Here is an 18,495-nt window from a genome sequence, read left to right as displayed (position 1 = left end):
TATGTTTCAAGTGCAAAGTTGGAAGAGGCGCAATTTTCCGCGCACGCTTTCAACTTGGGCATCAGAAAACATTGGGATATTGAAAATAAGGCGCATAAGAATAAAGATGTTATCTTTAAACAAGATAAAAACAGAGTCAAACAACCTAATCACGCTGTCAATAGAGCGATTTTGAATACCATTGTCATTAACCTGATGACAAAGTATTACAAACAAACAATCACACACAGCCAAATTTTATTCTGTTCTCATTTTCAAAATATCCTAACTATGAGTAGAACTTAACATTACTGCCCCATAGGGGAGGGTTCGAAAACCAAACCATTTTTTTTGCATTTATGCAAAAAAAATGATTCAGAATCAAAGCCCCGCCCTATGCAGTAATGTTAAGTTCTGTAAAAAGCCTTGTTTTGTCAAATTTGACACAAAATAAAATTTGGGCAGAACCCTTTTTTAGGTCTGAAAGCCCTTTTTTATTTCAATCTCACTTCGGACAAGGCAATGCCTTGTCCCTACATTTGAACCTGTTTTTTAGAATTTAACATCACTGCACCCTGCCCTCCCCCCATAGGGGAGGGTTCGAAAACCAAATCATTTTTTTTGCATTTATGCAAAAAAAATGATTCAGAATCAAAGCCCCGCCCTATGGGGGCGGGGTTTGGGGTGGGGTGCATTTAAGGCTTTTATCGTTGTAACAACGCCAAAAGTAGAAAATAAGGATAGTTTTTTATGCAAAAAGTACAAAAGGTTTTGGTGGTCATAGTCGTCTATAATGGCGAAGCGGTGTTAGTGCCTTGTTTGGATAGTGTTTTAAAAAGTGATTATCCGCTTGATGTTTTTGTCTGGGATAATGCTTCTTCTGACGCTTCCATCGAGATACTAAAAACGTATGAAACGCTTTTTTTGCATCAAAAAAAAGAACAAATATACAAACTAATCCTATCGGAAAAAAATGTAGGCTTTGGCATAGCCAACAACGCAGGACTTAGCTATGCCCTTGATAATCAATACGATTTCGCCTTTTTGCTCAATCAAGATGCTTGGTTGCAAGCAGATACCATTTCCAAATTATTGCCACTGGCACTTGCAAATCCCGATTGGGGTATTGTATCGCCCCTGCACCTCAATCGCGAAGGAACAAATTTAGACCCTAACCATGCCTTGCATTTGGGAAAGGAAGCTGGTTTGCGCTTGGATACAGACGAACTTTTGGCAAAAAAACATACAAAAAATTATACCATACCGATAAGCAATGCCGCTGCGTGGTTGCTTTCGCGTGCCTTTTTGGAGCAGGTAGGCGGTTTTGACCCACTTTTTTTCTTGTATGGAGAAGATAATGATTTGAACCAGCGTAGGATTTTTCATGGCTTTCAAATGGGCTTTGTGCCTGCTGCCCACATTCATCATGCGCGTTACAAGCCGCCGCAGGCGAGCGCACCGACGCAAGAGGCTCTTTATCAGCGCACACTTCGGCGCAATATGGCAGAGCATCTGACCTATTTGAAAAATATCAACCTTTCTTGGTCGTGGCTTATCTGCAAATCTTTTTCTTATCTACTCAAAAGGTGGCTACTTTTCCGAAAACAAAAAGATGGCATTGCCCAAAAAACAGATTGGCAGGCTTTCAAAGAAGTTTGGAAAAATAGAAGGCAAATTTTACAAAATCGGGCTATTTGCAAACAAAAAAACAGAAATTTTATCTAATATTTTAAAAGAAAGCCATGCAGGAGCAGAAAAAAAATCCGCTTGCCTATCAACAGGTTCGAGGCGACATCTTAGCACAGTTGAAGGCACTACCCACTACCCCCCTGCGCTTGTTAGATGTCGGCTGCAATCGGGGCGCGTTGGGGCAGGTTTGGAAAGAGCAGCACCCCCAAGCGTGGGTGGAAGGTTGGGACTACAATCCTGCCGCCATCGAGCAGGCAACTTTGGTACTTGATGCCGCCTTTGAAATAGATTTAGACGACGAAAAGGCTCTTTTACAACTCTTAGCAGGTAAAAAGTTTGAGGTCATTGTTTGTGCTGATGTATTAGAGCATCTGAAAAACCCAAAGAAGGTGGTCAGTATTTTGTTTGAAGCCTTAGAAAAGGGCGGAGCTATCCTTATTTCGCTTCCCAATTTGGCGCATTGGGAAATTTTCTATCACCTTTTGAATCAAAAACTACCTGCACGTGAGCGCGGCATTTTCGACGATTCACACCTGCGCTATTTCATGCGTAAAAACTTGCCTTCGCTTGCACCGCTTGGGGCGCGTTATGAACTTTTAAGTCGAAATTTTCGCCTTTTTGAAAAAAAGCCGACTAAATGGGATAAGTTTGTCTTACCTTTTTTCAAACATTTGCCTTGGCTTAGGGAATATGTTACTTTTCAGTATCTTTTCAAACTTGAAAAAATATAATGCCCTATCGTTTTTATACAAAAAATAATAACTTTTTTCCAAACCCTTAAAAAACATGAAACTGCCCACTCAAATTGTTACCGATTTTTATACTGCCTTCCAAAATAAAGATGCCGAAAAGATGGCAGCCCTCTATCACGACGAAGTGGTCTTTAATGACCCCGCATTTCACAACCTCAAAGGCGAGGAGGCACGCGATATGTGGCGCATGCTCATTAGCAGAGGAAAAGATATGGAAATGAACTTTTCAGGAATTAAAGAAGTTGGGGAATGGGACAATGGCGTAGAAGTCATTGCCCATTGGGAGGCTATTTATACCTTCACCAAGACAGGGCGCAAGGTGCATAACATCATCAACGCGCGTTTTCAGGTGGTAGAAGGCAAAATCTTACGCCACACCGACGACTTCAATCTCTGGCATTGGGCAGGCATGGCATTGGGTTTTTCAGGTAAAATATTAGGCTGGACACCTTTTGTGCAAAACAAAATTCGAAAAAATGCAAGGTTAGCCTTAGATTTATACCGAAAAAATAAGAGCTAAATTTGATGACAAACAACAAGCATCATAAAACAAGCCTCATAAAAAAAGCCTGCCTTTATTCTACGTCTTTTGTGAAATTTTCACTTATCCATTGTGCCACTACTTGGGGAAAATATTGATGCTCCAAAATTTGCACCTTGCGGGCGATTGTTTCGGGCGTATCAGGGGGATAAGATAGGCTCACGCTTTTCTGCAAAATAATTTCACCTTCATCATACTTTTCATTTACAAAATGAATCGTAATACCTGTTTGGGCTTCCGCTGCCTCGAAAACGGCTTGATGCACGTGTGCGCCATACATGCCTTTGCCGCCATATTGGGGCAAAAGAGAAGGGTGAATGTTGATGATTCTTTTGGGGTATTGCGCTATCAAAGTGGGCGGCAAAAGCCAAAGAAAACCTGCCAAGACAATCAAATCTATTTGGCGTGCAGCTAAATATTTTTCTACTACCTGCGTCTGATAAAAGTCGTTTCTATTAAAGACCACTGTTTCTATGCCCAAGGCGAGGCATTTCTCAATAACAGGAGCTTGGGCTTTGTTGCAGAATAAAATAAAATTCGCTTCTTTTTGTAAATGTTCTATGATTTTGAGGGCATTGCTGCCTGAACCAGAGGCAAAGAGAGCGATTTTGGCTTTTGGAAACATCTTGAAACGACTTGTATGCGATTAAAGGGGAAACTAAGAACGTGAAATAAGAAAAGCAGATGCCAGAAACAAACTTTGGTTTTTAGCATCTGCCTTTGCAAATAAGGTTATTTTTCGTTGTTTAAATTTGGAATAATATCGCGGCTTTTCTTTTGAGAGCCTTTTCGTAGGCGCATATTGAGCAGCTCGACGACAAAGGCAAACGCCATCGCAAAATAGATATAGCCTTTTTCCACATGCACATCAAAACTTTCGATGACCAACATAAAGCCTATCATAATCAAGAAAGAGAGTGCCAACATTTTAAGCGTAGGGTGCGCATTGATAAAATCGCTGATATTTTTGGCAAAAAGCATCATCACACCCATAGAAATCACAACGGCAACAATCATCACATAGACATTTTTGGCAATGCCGACGGCAGTGAGGATAGAGTCGAAGGAAAACACAATGTCTATCAATACAATTTGTACGATAGCAGAAAAAAGGGCGTTGGCTTTTCCTTTTGGGGCTTCTTCCTCTTCGGTGAGTTCCATTTTGGCGTGAATTTCAGTGGTTGTTTTTCCGATAAGAAACAGACCACCGATAAGCAGGATAAGGTCTTTACCCGAAATTTCGCCCGAAGTCTTCGAAATTTTCCAATCTAAGCCCAAACCATTAAAAAATTCGTGTATATCAAAAAGTGGTTCGGTAAGCCCCGTAAGCCAAGTGATGCCAAAAAGCAAGCCTACACGCACTACAAGGGCTAAGGCTAAACCCAAATTTCGTGCAGTGCCTTGGTCTTTTTTGGGAAGTTTATCGGCTATGATGCTGATAAAAATGACGTTGTCGATGCCTAAGACAATTTCTAAAAGGGCTAAGACAAGAAGGCTCATCAAGCCTGCACTGGTGAGTAGATACGAAATATCTTCCATAGAAGCGTTTGAAAAGGGTTAGAGGTGTGTAAAAAGTAGTCGTTTTTTTAAGTTTAGAGGGCTTTTTTAAATAGGCTTGTCAGGGGCAGAGTTGGAAAGGTAGCTTTTTCCACTGTGCCTTTTTCCGCTATTTCAACCCAAATCTAAGCATTTGCAGAAATAAAGCCAAAAAGCGGCGAGATTTTATCCATTTTTTTACAACCTATCCCCCAAGAAGCTCCATTGAGGTTAAATTTTAATAGTCAAGTTCAAACGTAGGGACAAGGTACTGCCTTTTCCGCAGTAAGATTGAAACAAAAAAGGAATGAACCCCACCCTGCCCTCCCCCAAAGAAAGGGTGTCAAAACCAAATTTTATTTTGCTTCAAATTCGAAAACACAAGATTTTTCATAGCATTTAACTTTGTTTGCCACAAACCTCGCTACCTATTTTGCGACAAGCCCATCGAAAAGAGAGCCAAATCATAGCGAATAGGGTCGTCAGGGTCAAAATGACGGAGCGATTCTGTAAGTTCTAAAACTGCCTGCCAATCGTCTTTTGGGCGTTGGAGCAGCCCTAAATGGCGTGCTGTGCGGCTCACATGCACGTCTAAGGGAACAGTTAGTTGGCGTGGCTGAATGTTTTTCCAAATGCCCAAATCTACGGCATCTTTTCGCACCAGCCACCTTAAAAACATGCTAAGTCTTTTGCACGCCGATTTTTTAGCAGGCGAAGCCACGTGTTTTCGGGTACGCAAGGGCGCGTATTCTGCCGCAAAGAAGGTCTGATGAAAGCGTATCAAGCCCTTTTCTATCGTCTTTTCCGAAGGCGCAACGGCAAAAAGATTTTCCAAAGAATCATTTTTTTGATAGAATCTTTGTAAAAAATCTAAAAAATAGAAAAGGTCGGTATCCTGAAAGGTGCGATGTTTAAAGCCTACTAAGGGTTTCAAATCATTGCTTTGGTAGTGGAGTACAAAATCGTGTGGGCGATTGTCCATGCGCTCGAAAAGCAGGCTACATTTGGCGATAATGGTCTTGCGAAGCCCCCAAGCCAAAGTTGCAGAAAAGAGAGCCGCAATTTCGATGTCCTGTTTTTTAGAAAAACGGTGGGCAAGCAAAATGGGGTCGTTGGGAATGAAGTCGGGGGTAGCCGCCTTTTGGTAGTTTTGTTCTAAAATTTCGTGTAAAGAAGGAAAAGACACGCCAAATTGCTATTTTGTGTATGAAAAATTACCAAATTCAGACCTAATTTCTACTTCGGGGGTAGGATTTTCTTCTACCCTGCCAATAATTTGAGCCTCGATTTGAAAACTTTTCGCAATTTGTATCAGAGCCTCTGCCGTTTTGGGGTCGGTATAAATTTCTAAGCGGTGTCCCATATTAAAGACTTTGTACATTTCCTGCCACGCCGTTTGACTTTCTTCTTGAATCAGGCGGAAAAGTGGCGGCGGCGCAAAGAGATTGTCTTTCACCACTTTATACTGTTTTAAAAAGTGCAGAATTTTGGTCTGTGCGCCACCCGAACAATGAATAGCGGCATGGATAGCAGGGCGGTGTTCGGCAAGGATAGCCTTCATCAGGGGCGCGTAGGTGCGTGTGGGCGAAAGGACAAGTTTGCCTATGTCCATTTTAGGGTCTATGCTACTATCGCCATACACTGCCATTTTTTCATACACTTGTGTAAGTTTTCGGCTGCCTGCATAGATGAGGTAGGAAGGCACAGCAGGGTCGTAACTTTCGGGATATTTTTCGGCTAAGTAGCGATTGAAAACGTCATGGCGTGCAGAGGTAAGCCCATTGCTACCCATACCCGAATTGTACTCTTTTTCATAACTTGCCTTTCCAAAAGAAGCAAATCCTACCACTACATCACCTGCTTTGATATTCGAAGTCGTAACTACTTTGCTGCGCTCCAAACGCGCCGTAACGGTGCTATCTACGATAATGGTTCGCACCAAATCGCCTACATCTGCCGTTTCGCCTCCTGTGCTATAAATGCCGATACCTTCCTGACGCAAGTCGGCTAAAATCTCTTCCGTACCCTGAATAATGGCGGCAATGACTTCCCCCGAAACCAAGTTTTTATTGCGCCCAATGGTAGAAGAAATAAGCAGGTTGTCCGTTGCGCCTACACAAATAAGGTCGTCTAAATTCATCACGATAGCATCTTGCGCAATGCCTTTCCAGACCGAGAGGTCGCCTGTTTCTTTCCAATACAAATACGCCAGCGAGGATTTCGTGCCTGCGCCATCGGCATGCATGATGTTGCAGTAGGCGGGGTCGTTTGCCAAGATGTCGGGGATAATTTTGCAAAAAGCGTCGGGGAAAAGACCCTTATCGATGCCTTTTAGGGCGTTATGTACGTCGGTTTTATCGGCAGAAACGCCTCTTTGGTCGTAGCGTTGGCTCATAGTCGGATAAGTTCAAGATAACATCAAGATAACGAGATGCAAAAAAGCAGAGCATTTTTCTCTGCCTGCCCTAAGCGGCTTTCAGGGGGCAAAGATAGGAAAAGAACCAACAGTAGGAATTTTTTAGCGTATCTTTGTCGCGAAAAAATGCCCTTTCTATCTAAACTTTGATTCTATCATGACTACTACCGAAAGAGAAATTGCGGCTGCCCTCCTCGAAATTGGCGCAGTCAAGTTAAGCCCACAAGAGCCTTTCAAATGGGCTTCGGGCTGGCTTTCACCCATTTATTGCGACAACCGCCTTACGCTTTCTTATCCTACCCTTCGCACCCAAATCAAAGAAGCACTGGTAGCACTCTTGCAGACGCATTTTGCACAAGCCCAAGCAGTGGCAGGGGTTGCGACAGCAGGGATTCCGCAGGCAGCCTTAGTAGCAGATGCCCTCGAATTGCCTTTGCTTTATGTTCGCCCTGCCCCTAAATCGCATGGCACAAAGAGCCAAATTGAGGGCAAATACGAAAAGGGACAAAAAGTAGTCGTCTTAGAAGATTTGATTTCCACAGGCAAAAGTTCGCTTGCTGCCCTCGAGGTTTTGCGCAGCGAAGGAGTCGAGGTCTTGGGTATGATTGCCATTTTTAGCTATGGTTTTCCCCTTGCCAAAGAAGCCTTCGAAGCGGCAAACGTCCCTTTCTATACCCTTTCCAATTATACGGCTTTGCTCACCGAAGCCCTTAGAAAAGAGTACATTCAGGAGGAGGAATTAGCCACGCTGCAAGAATGGCGCAATGCGCCCGAAAAGTGGAAGTAAGGCTTTCCGACCCTAAAAAACGCCAAGTTGGAACTTTGCCCCAAAGTTGGGTAGTGCGAAGTTCCAGCTTCGCGCGTCTGAACACAACGTCAACATAGAGCCGTTAAATATCTCTGTTGTTTGTTTTTGATAGGCTTTTTGCTTAATATTTTGTAAATTTGCAAAGTAAGTTCGCTGCAAAATCACTTTCTATGAAATACGCCAACCTAAGAGAAGAAGAACTCAAAATCAGAGTAGGGCAAGATTATTTTGCTGCCTACGATTGCGCTCGCATTATCGGCAATATCGATTTTTGCGTAGGTCTGCCTCGCTCCCCTCAGCTTGGACTTTTGCCCGAAGACCTGCCCTCTTTTCTTTGGGCGGAAGCCAAAAAGGGTACTTCCGACCTCTATAAATCTATCACACAGTTAGTCCTGACCATTGGAAAGGCACGAACTTTTGATGCCTTTTTGCCTGCCTCTTTTTTGGGTGCGTTTGATGCTGAAAAGATAGCTTTCATTCCTTATAGCCACATTCAGGACGTTTTTTATCAGAACGATTTTAATTGGAACGTCGCGCCTTCCAACTATGAAACAAAAGAATTTAAACAAATTTTTGAAAAAGTAAAAGAAGTTATCGATAAAAATGCCCTCCTTTTTTCATTTGAAAAAGAAGATGAGGAATTGCGTCATTTTATCAAACACAACTTTGTTATTGGCGAAAATAGTTTTACGAAAGTACAAATTGATAAAAACAACTTTTTAGTTATTTATACGAAATGGCTGCAAACTGTCAAGCCTACCATTGCCGTTAATTGGGACATTGCCAAAAAAAATGGAATTATCGATGGCGATTTCTATCTTGCGGATTTGCTTTCCAAAGAAAATCAAACTTTAAAAGAAAAACTCTATGTTGTCTTACAAAAAGACCATTACGAATTAGCCCGCAAGCTCAATGAAATGGGCATGTTCGACCTAACACGTACTTTTTTTGCTGACAAGCAAAAGGCACACACGCAATTTTGGAACAAATACGAGCGTCCGCCGCAGAAGGAGTATTGGGATTATATCGTCGAGCGTAGAGATTTGCTTGTGCCACAAGATGTGCGTGAGCGCAAGGGCAGTTTTTTTACCCCCCAAATTTGGGTAGAAACTTCGCAACACTATTTGGCTGCTGCTTTTGGTCAGGATTGGCAGGACGAGTATTTTGTGTGGGATTGTGCGGCAGGGACAGGCAATTTATTAACAGGTTTGACTAATAAATATCACATTTGGGCATCTACTTTGGATAAGCAAGATGTAGATGTCATGCACGACCGCATCAAAAATGGGGCAAATTTATTGGAAGACCAAGTTTTTCAATTTGATTTCTTAAATGATGATTTCAAAAAACTACCAGAGGGTTTGCGCGACATCATAGAAGACCCCGAAAAGCGCAAAAAGTTAATTATTTATATCAATCCGCCGTATGCGGAGGCGGCGAAATATGGCAAAAATAAAGAGGGAGTAAGTGCTACAAAGACTTATACACAATTTAAAGATACCATAAGTTTTGCAGTAAATGAGCTATTTTCACAGTTCTTTGCGCGTGTGTATCAAGAAATTCCTGATGCGAAGTTGGCGGCTTTTAGCAAACTCAAATACGTTACGGCTTCTAATTTTTCTAAGTTTCGCACTTATTTTCAGGCAGGTTACAAAGCAGGATTTATTTGTAGGGCAAATTCTTTTGATAATGTAAAAGGTAATTTTCCTATTGGTTTTTTAATTTGGGATTTAAGTCAGAAAAAAGAAATTACAAAAGTTAAGTGTGATGTTTTTGATAATACAGGCAAAACGGAGGGGCAAAAGACCTTTGTCGCAGTAAAAAAAGGAAAGGTTATCAATGATTGGTTGCGTCAATATTATAGCAATCAGCAAATTATTGGTTATTTGCGTTTTGTCGGTCCCGATTTTCAAGCAAATACAGGCGTATTTTTTACGAATCAGCCCAAAGAGAGCGATTTGAAAGAGTCGCGCACCACTAAAATTACGCCCAATAACGTAATGAAAATGAGCATCTACCTCGCCGTTCGCCATTGCCTTCCCGCAACTTGGCTTAACGACCGCGACCAGTTTCTTTTTCCTAACAAAAAATGGGAAAAAGATGAACTTTTCCAAAATGATTGCCTCACTTTTGCCCTTTTTCATGGGCAGAATCGCATCAGCGTAAAAGGAGGCATCAATTATTGGATACCTTTTACGGAATCAGAAGTAAATGCACGTACCAAATTTAAAAGTAATTTTATGACAGATTTTATCAAAGGAAAATTAAAAATAGAAGGCAACGGAAATTTATTAGAAAGTGAAAAAAACAGAACTACGCCACTCGATTTTTCAGTTGCCTCGCAAGCCGTTTTTGCAGCAGGCAAAGCACTTTGGCAATACTATCATGCACAACCGCAAGCCGACCCCAATGCTTCTTTTTACGATATAAAGTTACATTTTCAGGGTAAAAACTTGCAAGGTCGCATGCAATCGCGAAGTGAAGATGCTATTTACACCAACTTGCTTTCTGATTTAAAGGAAAAACTAAACTTATTAGCGCAAAATATTGAGCCTAAAATTTATGAATATGGTTTTTTGAAAAGATAAAAATGGAAAATAGAATAGAAAAAGAACGCAAAGGTGCATTTTATACCCCCCAAATTTGGGTAGAAACTTCGCAACACTATTTGGCTGCTGCTTTTGGTCAGGATTGGCAGGACGAGTATTTTGTGTGGGATTGTGCGGCAGGGACGGGCAATTTGTTAACAGGTTTGACTAATAAGTACCACATTTGGGCATCTACTTTGGACAAGCAAGATGTAGATGTCATGCACGACCGCATCAAAAATGGAGCAAATTTATTGGAAGACCAAGTTTTTCAATTTGATTTTTTAAATGATGATTTCAAAAAACTACCAGAAGGTTTGCGCGACATCATAGAAGAACCCGAAAAGCGGAAAAAGTTAATTATTTATATCAATCCGCCGTATGCGGAGCATACAAGCAAGTCAAATCTTCTTAAAAAATCCTACAAAGAAGATTTAAGCCAAACAAAAACACAAATAAAATATCAAGAAGTCTTAAAAAAATCATCTTTTGAACTTTTTGCACAGTTTTTAATAAGAATTTATGAGGAAATTCCAGACTGCATTATTGCAGAGTTCTCAAAGCTCAAAGTGTTGCAAGCTCCCAACTTTTCTAATTTTAGAAGTCATTTTCTTGCAAAGTTAGAAAAGTGTTTTATCGTCCATTCTCAAACCTTCGACAATGTAAAAGGCAAGTTTCCGATTGGTTTTAAAATCTGGAACACTGCAAAAAGAGAGCGTTTTAGTCATATTGCCGCAACTATTTATGACAGAAAAGCTACAATAATAGGTGAAAAAATGCTTTGTTCTTACGAAGAAGAAAATTATATTAACACTTGGATAAGCGAATTTCAAAGCAAGACCAATGGTAGCATTGGCTACTTGCACTATCGAGGACATGATTTTCAGCACCAGAGTATGGTTTTTATCGAGAGTTCGGGTGAAAGTAGTATGACTAAGTTTTTAATAAATAAATATAACGTAATGAAAATGAGCATCTACCTCGCCGTTCGCCATTGTCTTCCCGCAACTTGGCTTAACGACCGCGACCAGTTTCTTTTTCCTAACAAAAAATGGGAAAAAGATGAACTTTTCCAAAATGATTGCCTCACTTTTGCCCTTTTTCATGGGCAGAATCGCATCAGTGTAAGAGGAGGCATCAATTATTGGATACCTTTTACGGAGTCGGAAGTAAATGCACGTACTAAATTTAAAAGTAATTTTATGACAGATTTTATCAAAGGAAAATTAAAAATAGAAGGCAACGGAAATTTATTAGAAAGTGAAAAAAACAGAACTACGCCACTCGATTTTTCAGTTGCCTCGCAAGCCGTTTTTGCAGCAGGCAAAGCACTTTGGCAATACTATCATGCACAACCGCAAGCCGACCCCAATGCTTCTTTTTACGATATAAAGTTGCATTTTCAGGGTAAAAACTTGCAAGGTCGCATGCAATCGCGAAGTGAAGATGCTATTTACACTAACTTGCTTTCTGATTTAAAGGAAAAACTAAACTTATTAGCGCAAAAGATTGAGCCTAAAATTTATGAATATGGTTTTTTGAAAAGATAAAGGTTAGAGGTGATAGATAAATATTTAAAACAAAGAGAATAGCTTAAATTGTAACATATTCTAAGGTCTGTGTCCGCCCTTGTGTTCAGACATGCGTTCGAGCAATAGCCTTTTGAGCTTGCGCTCTGCGCGGTGCATTTTTGCAATCTGTCGGACGGTAATGACCTTTTTAAATTGTTGATAATATTTCTTTTCTAACTCTAATTCTTTTTCTTTCAAAAGAAACGTTTTTTGCATGAGTTCATCGGCTTTTGCCTCGTCTGTTTCTCGCATGACCTGCTTGTGTAAGCCTTTGATGCTCTTTTTGAGTTCCATCTTTTCCTTTTGATAGGTTTGGTGGAGTGGGAAAAACTTTTCTGCTTGGGCGGCGGTCAGTTCCATTTCCTGTGTGAGCATGCCTACTTGCAAGGCGCGAATCCGCTCGTCTATTTCGCCCTGCGGCGCAAAATCATCATCTTCCTCTTGCGCTTGCAGTGGGGCGAAGTAGGCTAAAAAAAAGAAAAGCGATACAAGAATCCCTTTTGAAAGGATAAAAGAAGTGTTGAAAGTGTATGTTTTCATGTCGTTTTGTATTAAGATGTTAATAATCGTCTTCTTCCAACAATAGCTCAATGGTTTCGCTATTGTTTAAATCTTTGCTTAGTTGGCTGCTTGGGTAAAGTTGGGTTTCTTCGGGAAAATAAACGCCAACTTCAAGGGCAGTAAGTTCCTCGTCTTGCGCCAAATATTGTGCAATCGCCTCTGTTGGAATTTCTGCCAAATGTGCTTCTAAGGCAAAACTATTTTGAGTGGCAGGCGGAGTGGGGCGCAATGTCCAGAGGCTTAGAAAGAGAAGCAACGTGGCAGCGACTGCACCTGCCAAAGTCCATAAGGTCTTGATTTTGAAGGTTTTATTTTTTAAAAGCACGCCCTCGCCTTCTGTTTTTTCCGCTTGGGGTAGCTCTTTTACACGCGCCAAAATCAAATCGGGCAACGCTTCAAAATAACCATCGGGCGTTTCTATCGGAATTTGTATTTTCTTTTTTTTCATATCAATTTTTTTATAGATTTTCCAAATCAATAGACACAAATCGCGTAATTTTTTTGGCAGCCTGATGATAGGAGGCTTTGAGTGCGCCCACAGAGGTATCGAGGATTTGCGACATTTCCTCGTAGGGCGTTTCGTCGTAATAGCGCATCAGAAAGACAATCCGCTGCTTTTCTGGTAGGGTCGCGATGGCATCTGCCAACATCTGCCCAATTCGCGCCTCATCTAAGACCAAACTTTGCGCCTGCCCCTGCGAAAGGGCAAAAAAGGAGGCGTTCTCAAAACTAAGAGCCTGCTTTTGCTGACTTTGAAAAGAAAACCAAAAACGCTTTTTCTTTTGTTGTGCCAAAAAGCGAAGTGCCTCGTGGGTAGCAATGCGATAGAGCCAAGTATAAAGGCTTGATTTGCCTTCAAATTGTGCCAAATTGCGCCAAACTTTGATAAAAGTTTCTTGCAAAACATCATCTGTATCGTCGTGATTGCCCAAAATCCTTCGCAGATGCGCGTAAAGGCGCGTTTGGTAGGTTTCTACCAAAGTGCGAAAAGCGGCGGCACGCGAAGCTGGCTCTTTAAATTGTTCCAAAATTTGGGCATCAACCATGGGCGGCGAATTGAGGTGCAAAACTAAGCCTTAGAACCAAGTAACAAACAAAGGTTTAATAGGCTTTTTTCTTTTTTTGCACAAAAGCTAAAAAATCAAAAGCTAAAAAGTACGGATAGCCCAAAATAAAAAAAACAAGCCCCGTGATGCTAAATTCTAAAAATTAGGCTCGAATGTAGGGACAAGGCACTGCCTTGTCCGCAGAGCAAAATTGAAAAATTATGGTTGGTTCATTCGCGCATAGCTGGGACAACGTGAGTTGTCCCTACGAAAATGCAGGTTTAGGTACAAGCCTTTGTCAGACAAAGGACTTGCGCTAAAAACCTACACTGCTGCGCCTTTGTTCCTCCTTTTCCGATTGCGGTACGGCTTTTAGGTCTTCTAAAAGAATGGTTTGCAATAGATAAGGGGTTCGCGCTTCGGCACTTATTTGTGCAATGCGGAGGTGCTGCTGCCTGATGGCTTCCCTGACCATTTTGCGAATGGTACGCGCATTGCCAAAATAGAGGTCGCGTTTTCGGTGCAATTCTCGAATTTCGGCTTCTAAAAATGCCTGTGCCGCTGGCTCTAATTTGAGATTTTCCTTGCCAAAGGCGGCTAAGGCAATTTCGAGTAGCTCTTCGGTGGTAAAGTCTTCGAAGTGAAAGATGCGGTCGAAGCGCGACTTCAAACCGGGGTTCATGTTGAGAAAATCGTCCATATTGCGTGGGTAGCCTGCCGCAATCACGATAAAATCGCCTCTGCGGTCTTCCATTTTTTTCAAAAGGGTCTCGACGGCTTCATGCCCAAAATCGTGGTAGCTATTGGCAGAATGAAGGGCGTAGGCTTCATCTACAAAAAGAACGCCGCCCATGGCTTCTTCTATCCTTTCGCGCGTCTTGATGGCGGTCTGCCCTACGTAGCCCGCCACCAAACCCTGCCTGTCGGTTTCTATCAAATGCCCCCTTTCTAAAATGCCTAAGGCTTTGTAGATTTGTGCAAGCAGTCGCGCTACTGTCGTCTTGCCTGTTCCGGGGTTGCCTTTGAAAATGCTGTGCAGCGAAAATTGGTGCGTAATGTTACGCCCCGTTTGCTTGTAAAAACGAACCAAATCTACCAACTCACGCACACGCAACTTGACTTCTTTCAAGCCAATTAGCCCATTAAGCTCTTCGAGGGCTTCTTGTAGGGCTTCTTCGTCTGTGTCTATTTCTTCTACCTGACGCGGTTTTCTGCCTTCTTCCAATTTGAGAATATCGGCTACCTGCACCAAACGTAGGCTCTCTTTGTCTAAATTTTCGGCATTTCCTTCAACCATTAGACGAATTGCCATATTGATTTTGGCTTTTTCCATCATCATATAAACCAACCGTCCGTTTCCAAAGGTCTTATCGCGTTTGCGGAAGGTTTCGGTGAGTTTTTTTGCAAAAACGTGAAACGCCTCGTCTGTCAGGGTCAGTTCGTAGTCTTCGGCGGCTAAGTAGGCAATTTTGAGTAGCTCTTGGGGGCTATAATCGTCAAATTCTAAGCTTAGTCCGATACGCGATTTGAGACCCGGATTCGATTCGAGCAGCACCTCCATTTGGGCGGTATAGCCTGCCATGACAATTACCAAGTTTCCTTCGCCGTCCGACATCTCTTTGACTAAAATTTCGAGGACTTCGTGTCCGTAGTCTTTGCTATCGTCATTGTTGCGAATCAGGGCATAGGCTTCGTCTATAAAAAGAACGCCGCCACGCGCCTTTTCTATGACCTCCTTCACTTTGGGTGCGGTTTGTCCGATATATTGTCCTACCAATTCTACGCGCCCCACTTCATATACTTTTCCGTCAGAAAGAAAACCCATCTTTTTGTAAATCCTACCCAAAAGGTGCGCCACTGTGGTCTTGCCCGTTCCGGGGTTGCCTTTGAAGACGGCATGTAGGTTTAATGGCTTTTTTTCTTCAAAACCGCGTTCTTTGCGCAATTTTGTGAAATTCATATAATAGGTATAGTCCTGAATCTTCCTTTTGATTTCGCGCAATCCTACCAAACGGTTTAGCTCCTGCAAGGAATCTTCGAGGGTAAAATCGTCTTCGGTTTGTGGAGTGCTGTGTGTGAGCCTTTCTTTAAATAAATTTTGCTCATAGTAGGGATTTGTACCGATAAAATATTTGGTGGCTACTTCAAAAGGCAAGGTGGCGATAAGTTTGTCCATAAAGACAATCTCGACGGTATAAAAGCCTTTAAACCACGAAGCACGCGCATCTGAACCCCAGCCTGTGGAAAATGAAATGCTCGCCTCATCTTTCAAAATACGCCGCAATTCTATGGTTTTGCCTTTTAGCTGACGGGCTTCATTGTAAAAATTGAAGGTAAGTTCGCAAAACCAATCGTCGTCATGGTGATTGTTGAAATTAAATTCTACCCAAATGTAGCGCGTATCTACGTGGTGGAAATGGGTGTAATAGACGCGCTCGCCGACGGGTTTCCCCTGATTTGAGCCTTCGTAAAGACGGATAGAATCTATCTCAAAATAGGGATTGAAGTCTTCTGTTACGCTGCCTGCGGCTTCTACATAAAAAAAGCGTGAGCCGACCAGTTCGCCCTCGATGTAGGCTTCCCAAATATAATCGCCTTTTTTCCAAAATGAACCCGCTTCTGCCCCTCCCCAACCTTCGCGCACATAGACGGTGTCGGCTTCGGGTGCAATGGTCTGTTTGACATCGATGTTGCAAATCAGGACGCGCCCTTCCTTTTCCTTGATGTGATAGCAGCGTAGCTCGATATTTGCCTGCCATTCCTCGTAATCAAAGAGTTTGTTGTGAAAGGTAAGCTCGGCATAGATAAAGGAGGTTTCCATCGCCTCATACACAGAGCGATACTTTTTCTGCCCATCTGCCAACCATTCGGTAGAGGCATAAGTGCGTAAATCTTTAAACTTGTAGGGTTTTTCGGTATTTTTTTTATTTCTAAAAATCATAAAAAAGACGCATAAAAAGGATATAGAATCGGAATAGGATAGGCACTATTGCGCAAATAGGTGGCGTAAGGGCTATGAAAGGTCTTGCCTTTTCAAATTTGATACGAAATGAAATTTGGACTTAAACCCTAAGGGTCTTCAAGACCCTTAGGGTTTGGGGCATAGGACAAGTCAATGCCTTGTCCCTACATTTGAGTCTAATTTTTAGAATTTAACATCACTGGGGCAGTAGGTGCGCCTCTAATATTTTGAGATGACAAAATACATATCTACTTCTCCTTTGTTTTTGGCAGGAACTTTTCCGCGATACGAACAGAAAAATTCATCTTTGATGTATTGGTAGGTTGCCCCTGAAATATTGACCCTTCCTACTTCGCCACTGCTCTCCATGCGTGCAGCCGTATTGACGGCATCACCCCAGATGTCGTAGGCAAATTTCTTCTTGCCCACTACGCCTGCCACTACTGCCCCTGTGTGAATCCCCAAGCGAAGCTCGAAGTAGTGCCTGCCTTGTGCTACTTTCTTTTCCTTCCACTGCTCCATAAAGGCTTGCATTTCCAAGCCTGCTAAGACGGCATCACGCGGATTGGTCGTATTGGGTAGTGGCAGCCCTGCGGCACACATGTAGGCATCACCAATGGTTTTGATTTTTTCAAGATTATACTTTTCACAAATTTCATCAAAGGCAAAAAAACAGTCGTCCAAATCCTTGATAATTTCGGCAGGCGTGAGCTGTTCGGCAATATTGGTAAAGCCCTTGAAGTCGGTAAATAAGACCGTAACCATGTCGTACTGACGGGGCGTAGCATAGCCTTTTTCCATCAATTCGGTTGCCGTTTCTTTGGGTAGGATATTCAAAAGTAGCTTTTCAGACTTTTCCTTTTCCTCCTCTATAATCGCCTTTTGCGATTCTATCTCCTCATTTTTTTGTGCCAAAATCTGATTTGCCTTATTTTTGGCACGATAGGCGTTCAAGACCACAACAAAAGAAATCGAAACCAAGACCACAAACACAATCCCTGCAATCAAGACAAATAAATTGCGCTGGTCTTTGATTTTTTGCGCCTCCAAAGTGGCTTCTAATTCCTGACTGGCTTTGAGCAGCGAATCCGTTTTGGCTTCGTTGGCACTAACAAGCTCCATGATTTCCTTCGATTTGCGGCGTTTTTCTTCCTCCAAATCCTCCATCTTTTGGCGTTGCATGTCCAATTCTTGGCGCGTGAGGCTCAAAGAGTCGCCTAAATTGGCTAAGGCAGTGGCTTCTTTTTCCAAAACCGTTACTTTTTCGGCAGGTTTCAAAAGTTTGGCGTAGAGTTCTTGGTACATGTTGGCGCGTTGGGTGTCGCCCAATTCGCGATACACTAAGGAAAGCTGCTCGGTAGCTCGCTGTGTGAGGGCTGCATTGCCCGATTCGGCGGCTAAATTGCTGGCTTGCTTGAAAAATTCTATCGCTTTGGTGTAGCTTCGCATGCCTTTAAAGACCAACCCTGCGCGAAATTTCTCTTCTCCGTAGGCACTCTTGTCGTTGAGTTTGGTAAAATAGAGGTCGGCAGCCTTCTGGTAGTAGTCTAAGGCAGTTTTGCCCTGATTTTGAGAATTGGCAATTCCGCCCAAATCGCTATAAGCCTGTGCCACAAGGCGATAATTTTCCGCCACCAAGCCTGAACGGATAGCGTTTTGGTAATAGGTTTCGGCAGTTTTGTAGTCCTTTTTGCTACGCGCTTTTTTTCCAATTTCAAAGGCAGCTTTGGCAGCATTTTTCTCATCGCCACGCGCTTTGGCTTTGGTGTATTTCTCTAATTCCTTAGCATCTGGTTGCGCTGAAAGGCTATGTGATTGACCTACCAAAAGGCAAAAAAATAGCAGCAGCGTCATAAAAAAGCGAGCAGAGCCGCAACAAGAAGTGAGCATCAACAGACGGTTTGAAGGCATTGCAAAACGATTTTTTTGAAGTTTGAAAGGTAGTCTTTTTCTCTAAAAAAAGCAAATTTTTTGTAGCCTTTACCGCCCTACTCGTCGATTTTTTTCAAATCCTAAGCTACAAAAAGCAGCCACTACGGATTTTCT

Annotated in this window: 16 protein-coding genes; 7 read left to right on the top strand and 9 right to left on the bottom strand. The window is 42.2% G+C overall.

The annotated features are described in order from the left end of the window. The 4 genes from G500_RS22760 to G500_RS0107430 all read left to right on the top strand — a co-directional run. Window positions 1-285: transposase (locus tag G500_RS22760; RefSeq protein ID WP_154657064.1), on the top strand; the 285-nt coding region annotated here is incomplete at its 5' end. 444 nt (window positions 286-729) lie between these two features. Further along, complete coding sequence (locus tag G500_RS22755) at window positions 730-1,704, top strand: glycosyltransferase family 2 protein (protein WP_051203365.1); 975 nt, start codon at window positions 730-732, stop codon at window positions 1,702-1,704. A 17-nt stretch (window positions 1,705-1,721) separates the two neighbouring features. After that, a complete protein-coding gene (locus G500_RS0107435; protein WP_027002116.1) occupies window positions 1,722-2,399 on the top strand; it encodes a class I SAM-dependent methyltransferase in 678 nt (225 codons plus the stop codon). A 55-nt stretch (window positions 2,400-2,454) separates the two neighbouring features. Beyond that, window positions 2,455-2,940, top strand: coding sequence for a nuclear transport factor 2 family protein (locus tag G500_RS0107430; protein WP_027002115.1), 486 nt, complete (start codon window positions 2,455-2,457; stop codon window positions 2,938-2,940). 55 nt (window positions 2,941-2,995) lie between these two features. Here the strand turns inward: G500_RS0107430 and purN are convergent, their stop codons facing one another. The 4 genes from purN to G500_RS0107405 all read right to left on the bottom strand — a co-directional run bounded on the left by purN (window position 2,996) and on the right by G500_RS0107405 (window position 6,892). After that, a complete protein-coding gene (purN, locus tag G500_RS0107425) occupies window positions 2,996-3,586 on the bottom strand; it encodes a phosphoribosylglycinamide formyltransferase (RefSeq protein WP_027002114.1) in 591 nt (196 codons plus the stop codon). Between the two features lie 107 nt (window positions 3,587-3,693). Further along, window positions 3,694-4,500, bottom strand: coding sequence for a TerC family protein (locus G500_RS0107420; protein ID WP_086047850.1), 807 nt, complete (start codon window positions 4,498-4,500; stop codon window positions 3,694-3,696). A gap of 421 nt (window positions 4,501-4,921) precedes the next feature. Continuing rightward, complete coding sequence (locus G500_RS0107410; protein ID WP_027002112.1) at window positions 4,922-5,683, bottom strand: TIGR02757 family protein; 762 nt, start codon at window positions 5,681-5,683, stop codon at window positions 4,922-4,924. A gap of 9 nt (window positions 5,684-5,692) precedes the next feature. After that, window positions 5,693-6,892 (bottom strand): AIR synthase related protein, encoded by a 1,200-nt coding sequence (locus G500_RS0107405; protein WP_027002111.1) that lies wholly within the window; start codon window positions 6,890-6,892, stop codon window positions 5,693-5,695. Between the two features lie 178 nt (window positions 6,893-7,070). Between G500_RS0107405 and pyrE the strand changes: the two genes are divergently transcribed. From pyrE to G500_RS22750, 3 genes are all read left to right on the top strand, one after another. Further along, complete coding sequence (gene pyrE / locus G500_RS0107400; RefSeq protein WP_027002110.1) at window positions 7,071-7,700, top strand: orotate phosphoribosyltransferase; 630 nt, start codon at window positions 7,071-7,073, stop codon at window positions 7,698-7,700. A 191-nt stretch (window positions 7,701-7,891) separates the two neighbouring features. Continuing rightward, on the top strand, window positions 7,892-10,309 hold the full coding sequence (locus G500_RS0107395) for a hypothetical protein (RefSeq protein WP_027002109.1): 2,418 nt from the start codon (window positions 7,892-7,894) through the stop codon (window positions 10,307-10,309). 2 nt (window positions 10,310-10,311) lie between these two features. Then, window positions 10,312-11,859, top strand: a complete 1,548-nt coding sequence (locus tag G500_RS22750) for a hypothetical protein (RefSeq protein WP_051203364.1) — start codon at window positions 10,312-10,314, stop codon at window positions 11,857-11,859. 60 nt (window positions 11,860-11,919) lie between these two features. Here the strand turns inward: G500_RS22750 and G500_RS0107385 are convergent, their stop codons facing one another. The 5 genes from G500_RS0107385 to G500_RS24920 form a co-directional block, all read right to left on the bottom strand. Then, window positions 11,920-12,420: a hypothetical protein gene (locus tag G500_RS0107385; RefSeq protein WP_027002108.1), complete on the bottom strand. Its 501-nt coding sequence runs from the start codon at window positions 12,418-12,420 to the stop codon at window positions 11,920-11,922. A 19-nt stretch (window positions 12,421-12,439) separates the two neighbouring features. Next, complete coding sequence (locus G500_RS0107380; RefSeq protein ID WP_154657063.1) at window positions 12,440-12,889, bottom strand: hypothetical protein; 450 nt, start codon at window positions 12,887-12,889, stop codon at window positions 12,440-12,442. A gap of 10 nt (window positions 12,890-12,899) precedes the next feature. Then, window positions 12,900-13,487: an RNA polymerase sigma factor gene (locus tag G500_RS22745; protein ID WP_035756631.1), complete on the bottom strand. Its 588-nt coding sequence runs from the start codon at window positions 13,485-13,487 to the stop codon at window positions 12,900-12,902. Between the two features lie 316 nt (window positions 13,488-13,803). Further along, complete coding sequence (locus G500_RS0107370) at window positions 13,804-16,428, bottom strand: AAA family ATPase (RefSeq protein ID WP_027002106.1); 2,625 nt, start codon at window positions 16,426-16,428, stop codon at window positions 13,804-13,806. A 240-nt stretch (window positions 16,429-16,668) separates the two neighbouring features. After that, window positions 16,669-18,360: an adenylate/guanylate cyclase domain-containing protein gene (locus G500_RS24920; protein ID WP_086047849.1), complete on the bottom strand. Its 1,692-nt coding sequence runs from the start codon at window positions 18,358-18,360 to the stop codon at window positions 16,669-16,671. Window positions 18,361-18,495 lie beyond the last annotated feature (135 nt).

It is taken from the genome of Hugenholtzia roseola DSM 9546, assembly GCF_000422585.1.
GTDB lineage: Bacteria > Bacteroidota > Bacteroidia > Cytophagales > Bernardetiaceae > Hugenholtzia > Hugenholtzia roseola.
The sequence above is the reverse complement of the archived record's forward strand: the minus strand, read 5'-3'. Positions and strand labels throughout refer to the sequence as shown.

Coding starts and splice junctions, on each gene's coding strand:
- G500_RS22755 (WP_051203365.1), top strand. CDS start 730: ATGCAAAAAGTACAAAAGGTTTTGGTGGTCATAGTCGTCTATAATGGC.
- G500_RS0107435 (WP_027002116.1), top strand. CDS start 1,722: ATGCAGGAGCAGAAAAAAAATCCGCTTGCCTATCAACAGGTTCGAGGC.
- G500_RS0107430 (WP_027002115.1), top strand. CDS start 2,455: ATGAAACTGCCCACTCAAATTGTTACCGATTTTTATACTGCCTTCCAA.
- purN (WP_027002114.1), bottom strand. CDS start 3,586: ATGTTTCCAAAAGCCAAAATCGCTCTCTTTGCCTCTGGTTCAGGCAGC.
- G500_RS0107420 (WP_086047850.1), bottom strand. CDS start 4,500: ATGGAAGATATTTCGTATCTACTCACCAGTGCAGGCTTGATGAGCCTT.
- G500_RS0107405 (WP_027002111.1), bottom strand. CDS start 6,892: ATGAGCCAACGCTACGACCAAAGAGGCGTTTCTGCCGATAAAACCGAC.
- pyrE (WP_027002110.1), top strand. CDS start 7,071: ATGACTACTACCGAAAGAGAAATTGCGGCTGCCCTCCTCGAAATTGGC.
- G500_RS0107395 (WP_027002109.1), top strand. CDS start 7,892: ATGAAATACGCCAACCTAAGAGAAGAAGAACTCAAAATCAGAGTAGGG.
- G500_RS22750 (WP_051203364.1), top strand. CDS start 10,312: ATGGAAAATAGAATAGAAAAAGAACGCAAAGGTGCATTTTATACCCCC.
- G500_RS0107385 (WP_027002108.1), bottom strand. CDS start 12,420: ATGAAAACATACACTTTCAACACTTCTTTTATCCTTTCAAAAGGGATT.
- G500_RS0107380 (WP_154657063.1), bottom strand. CDS start 12,889: ATGAAAAAAAAGAAAATACAAATTCCGATAGAAACGCCCGATGGTTAT.
- G500_RS22745 (WP_035756631.1), bottom strand. CDS start 13,487: ATGGTTGATGCCCAAATTTTGGAACAATTTAAAGAGCCAGCTTCGCGT.
- G500_RS0107370 (WP_027002106.1), bottom strand. CDS start 16,428: ATGATTTTTAGAAATAAAAAAAATACCGAAAAACCCTACAAGTTTAAA.
- G500_RS24920 (WP_086047849.1), bottom strand. CDS start 18,360: ATGCCTTCAAACCGTCTGTTGATGCTCACTTCTTGTTGCGGCTCTGCT.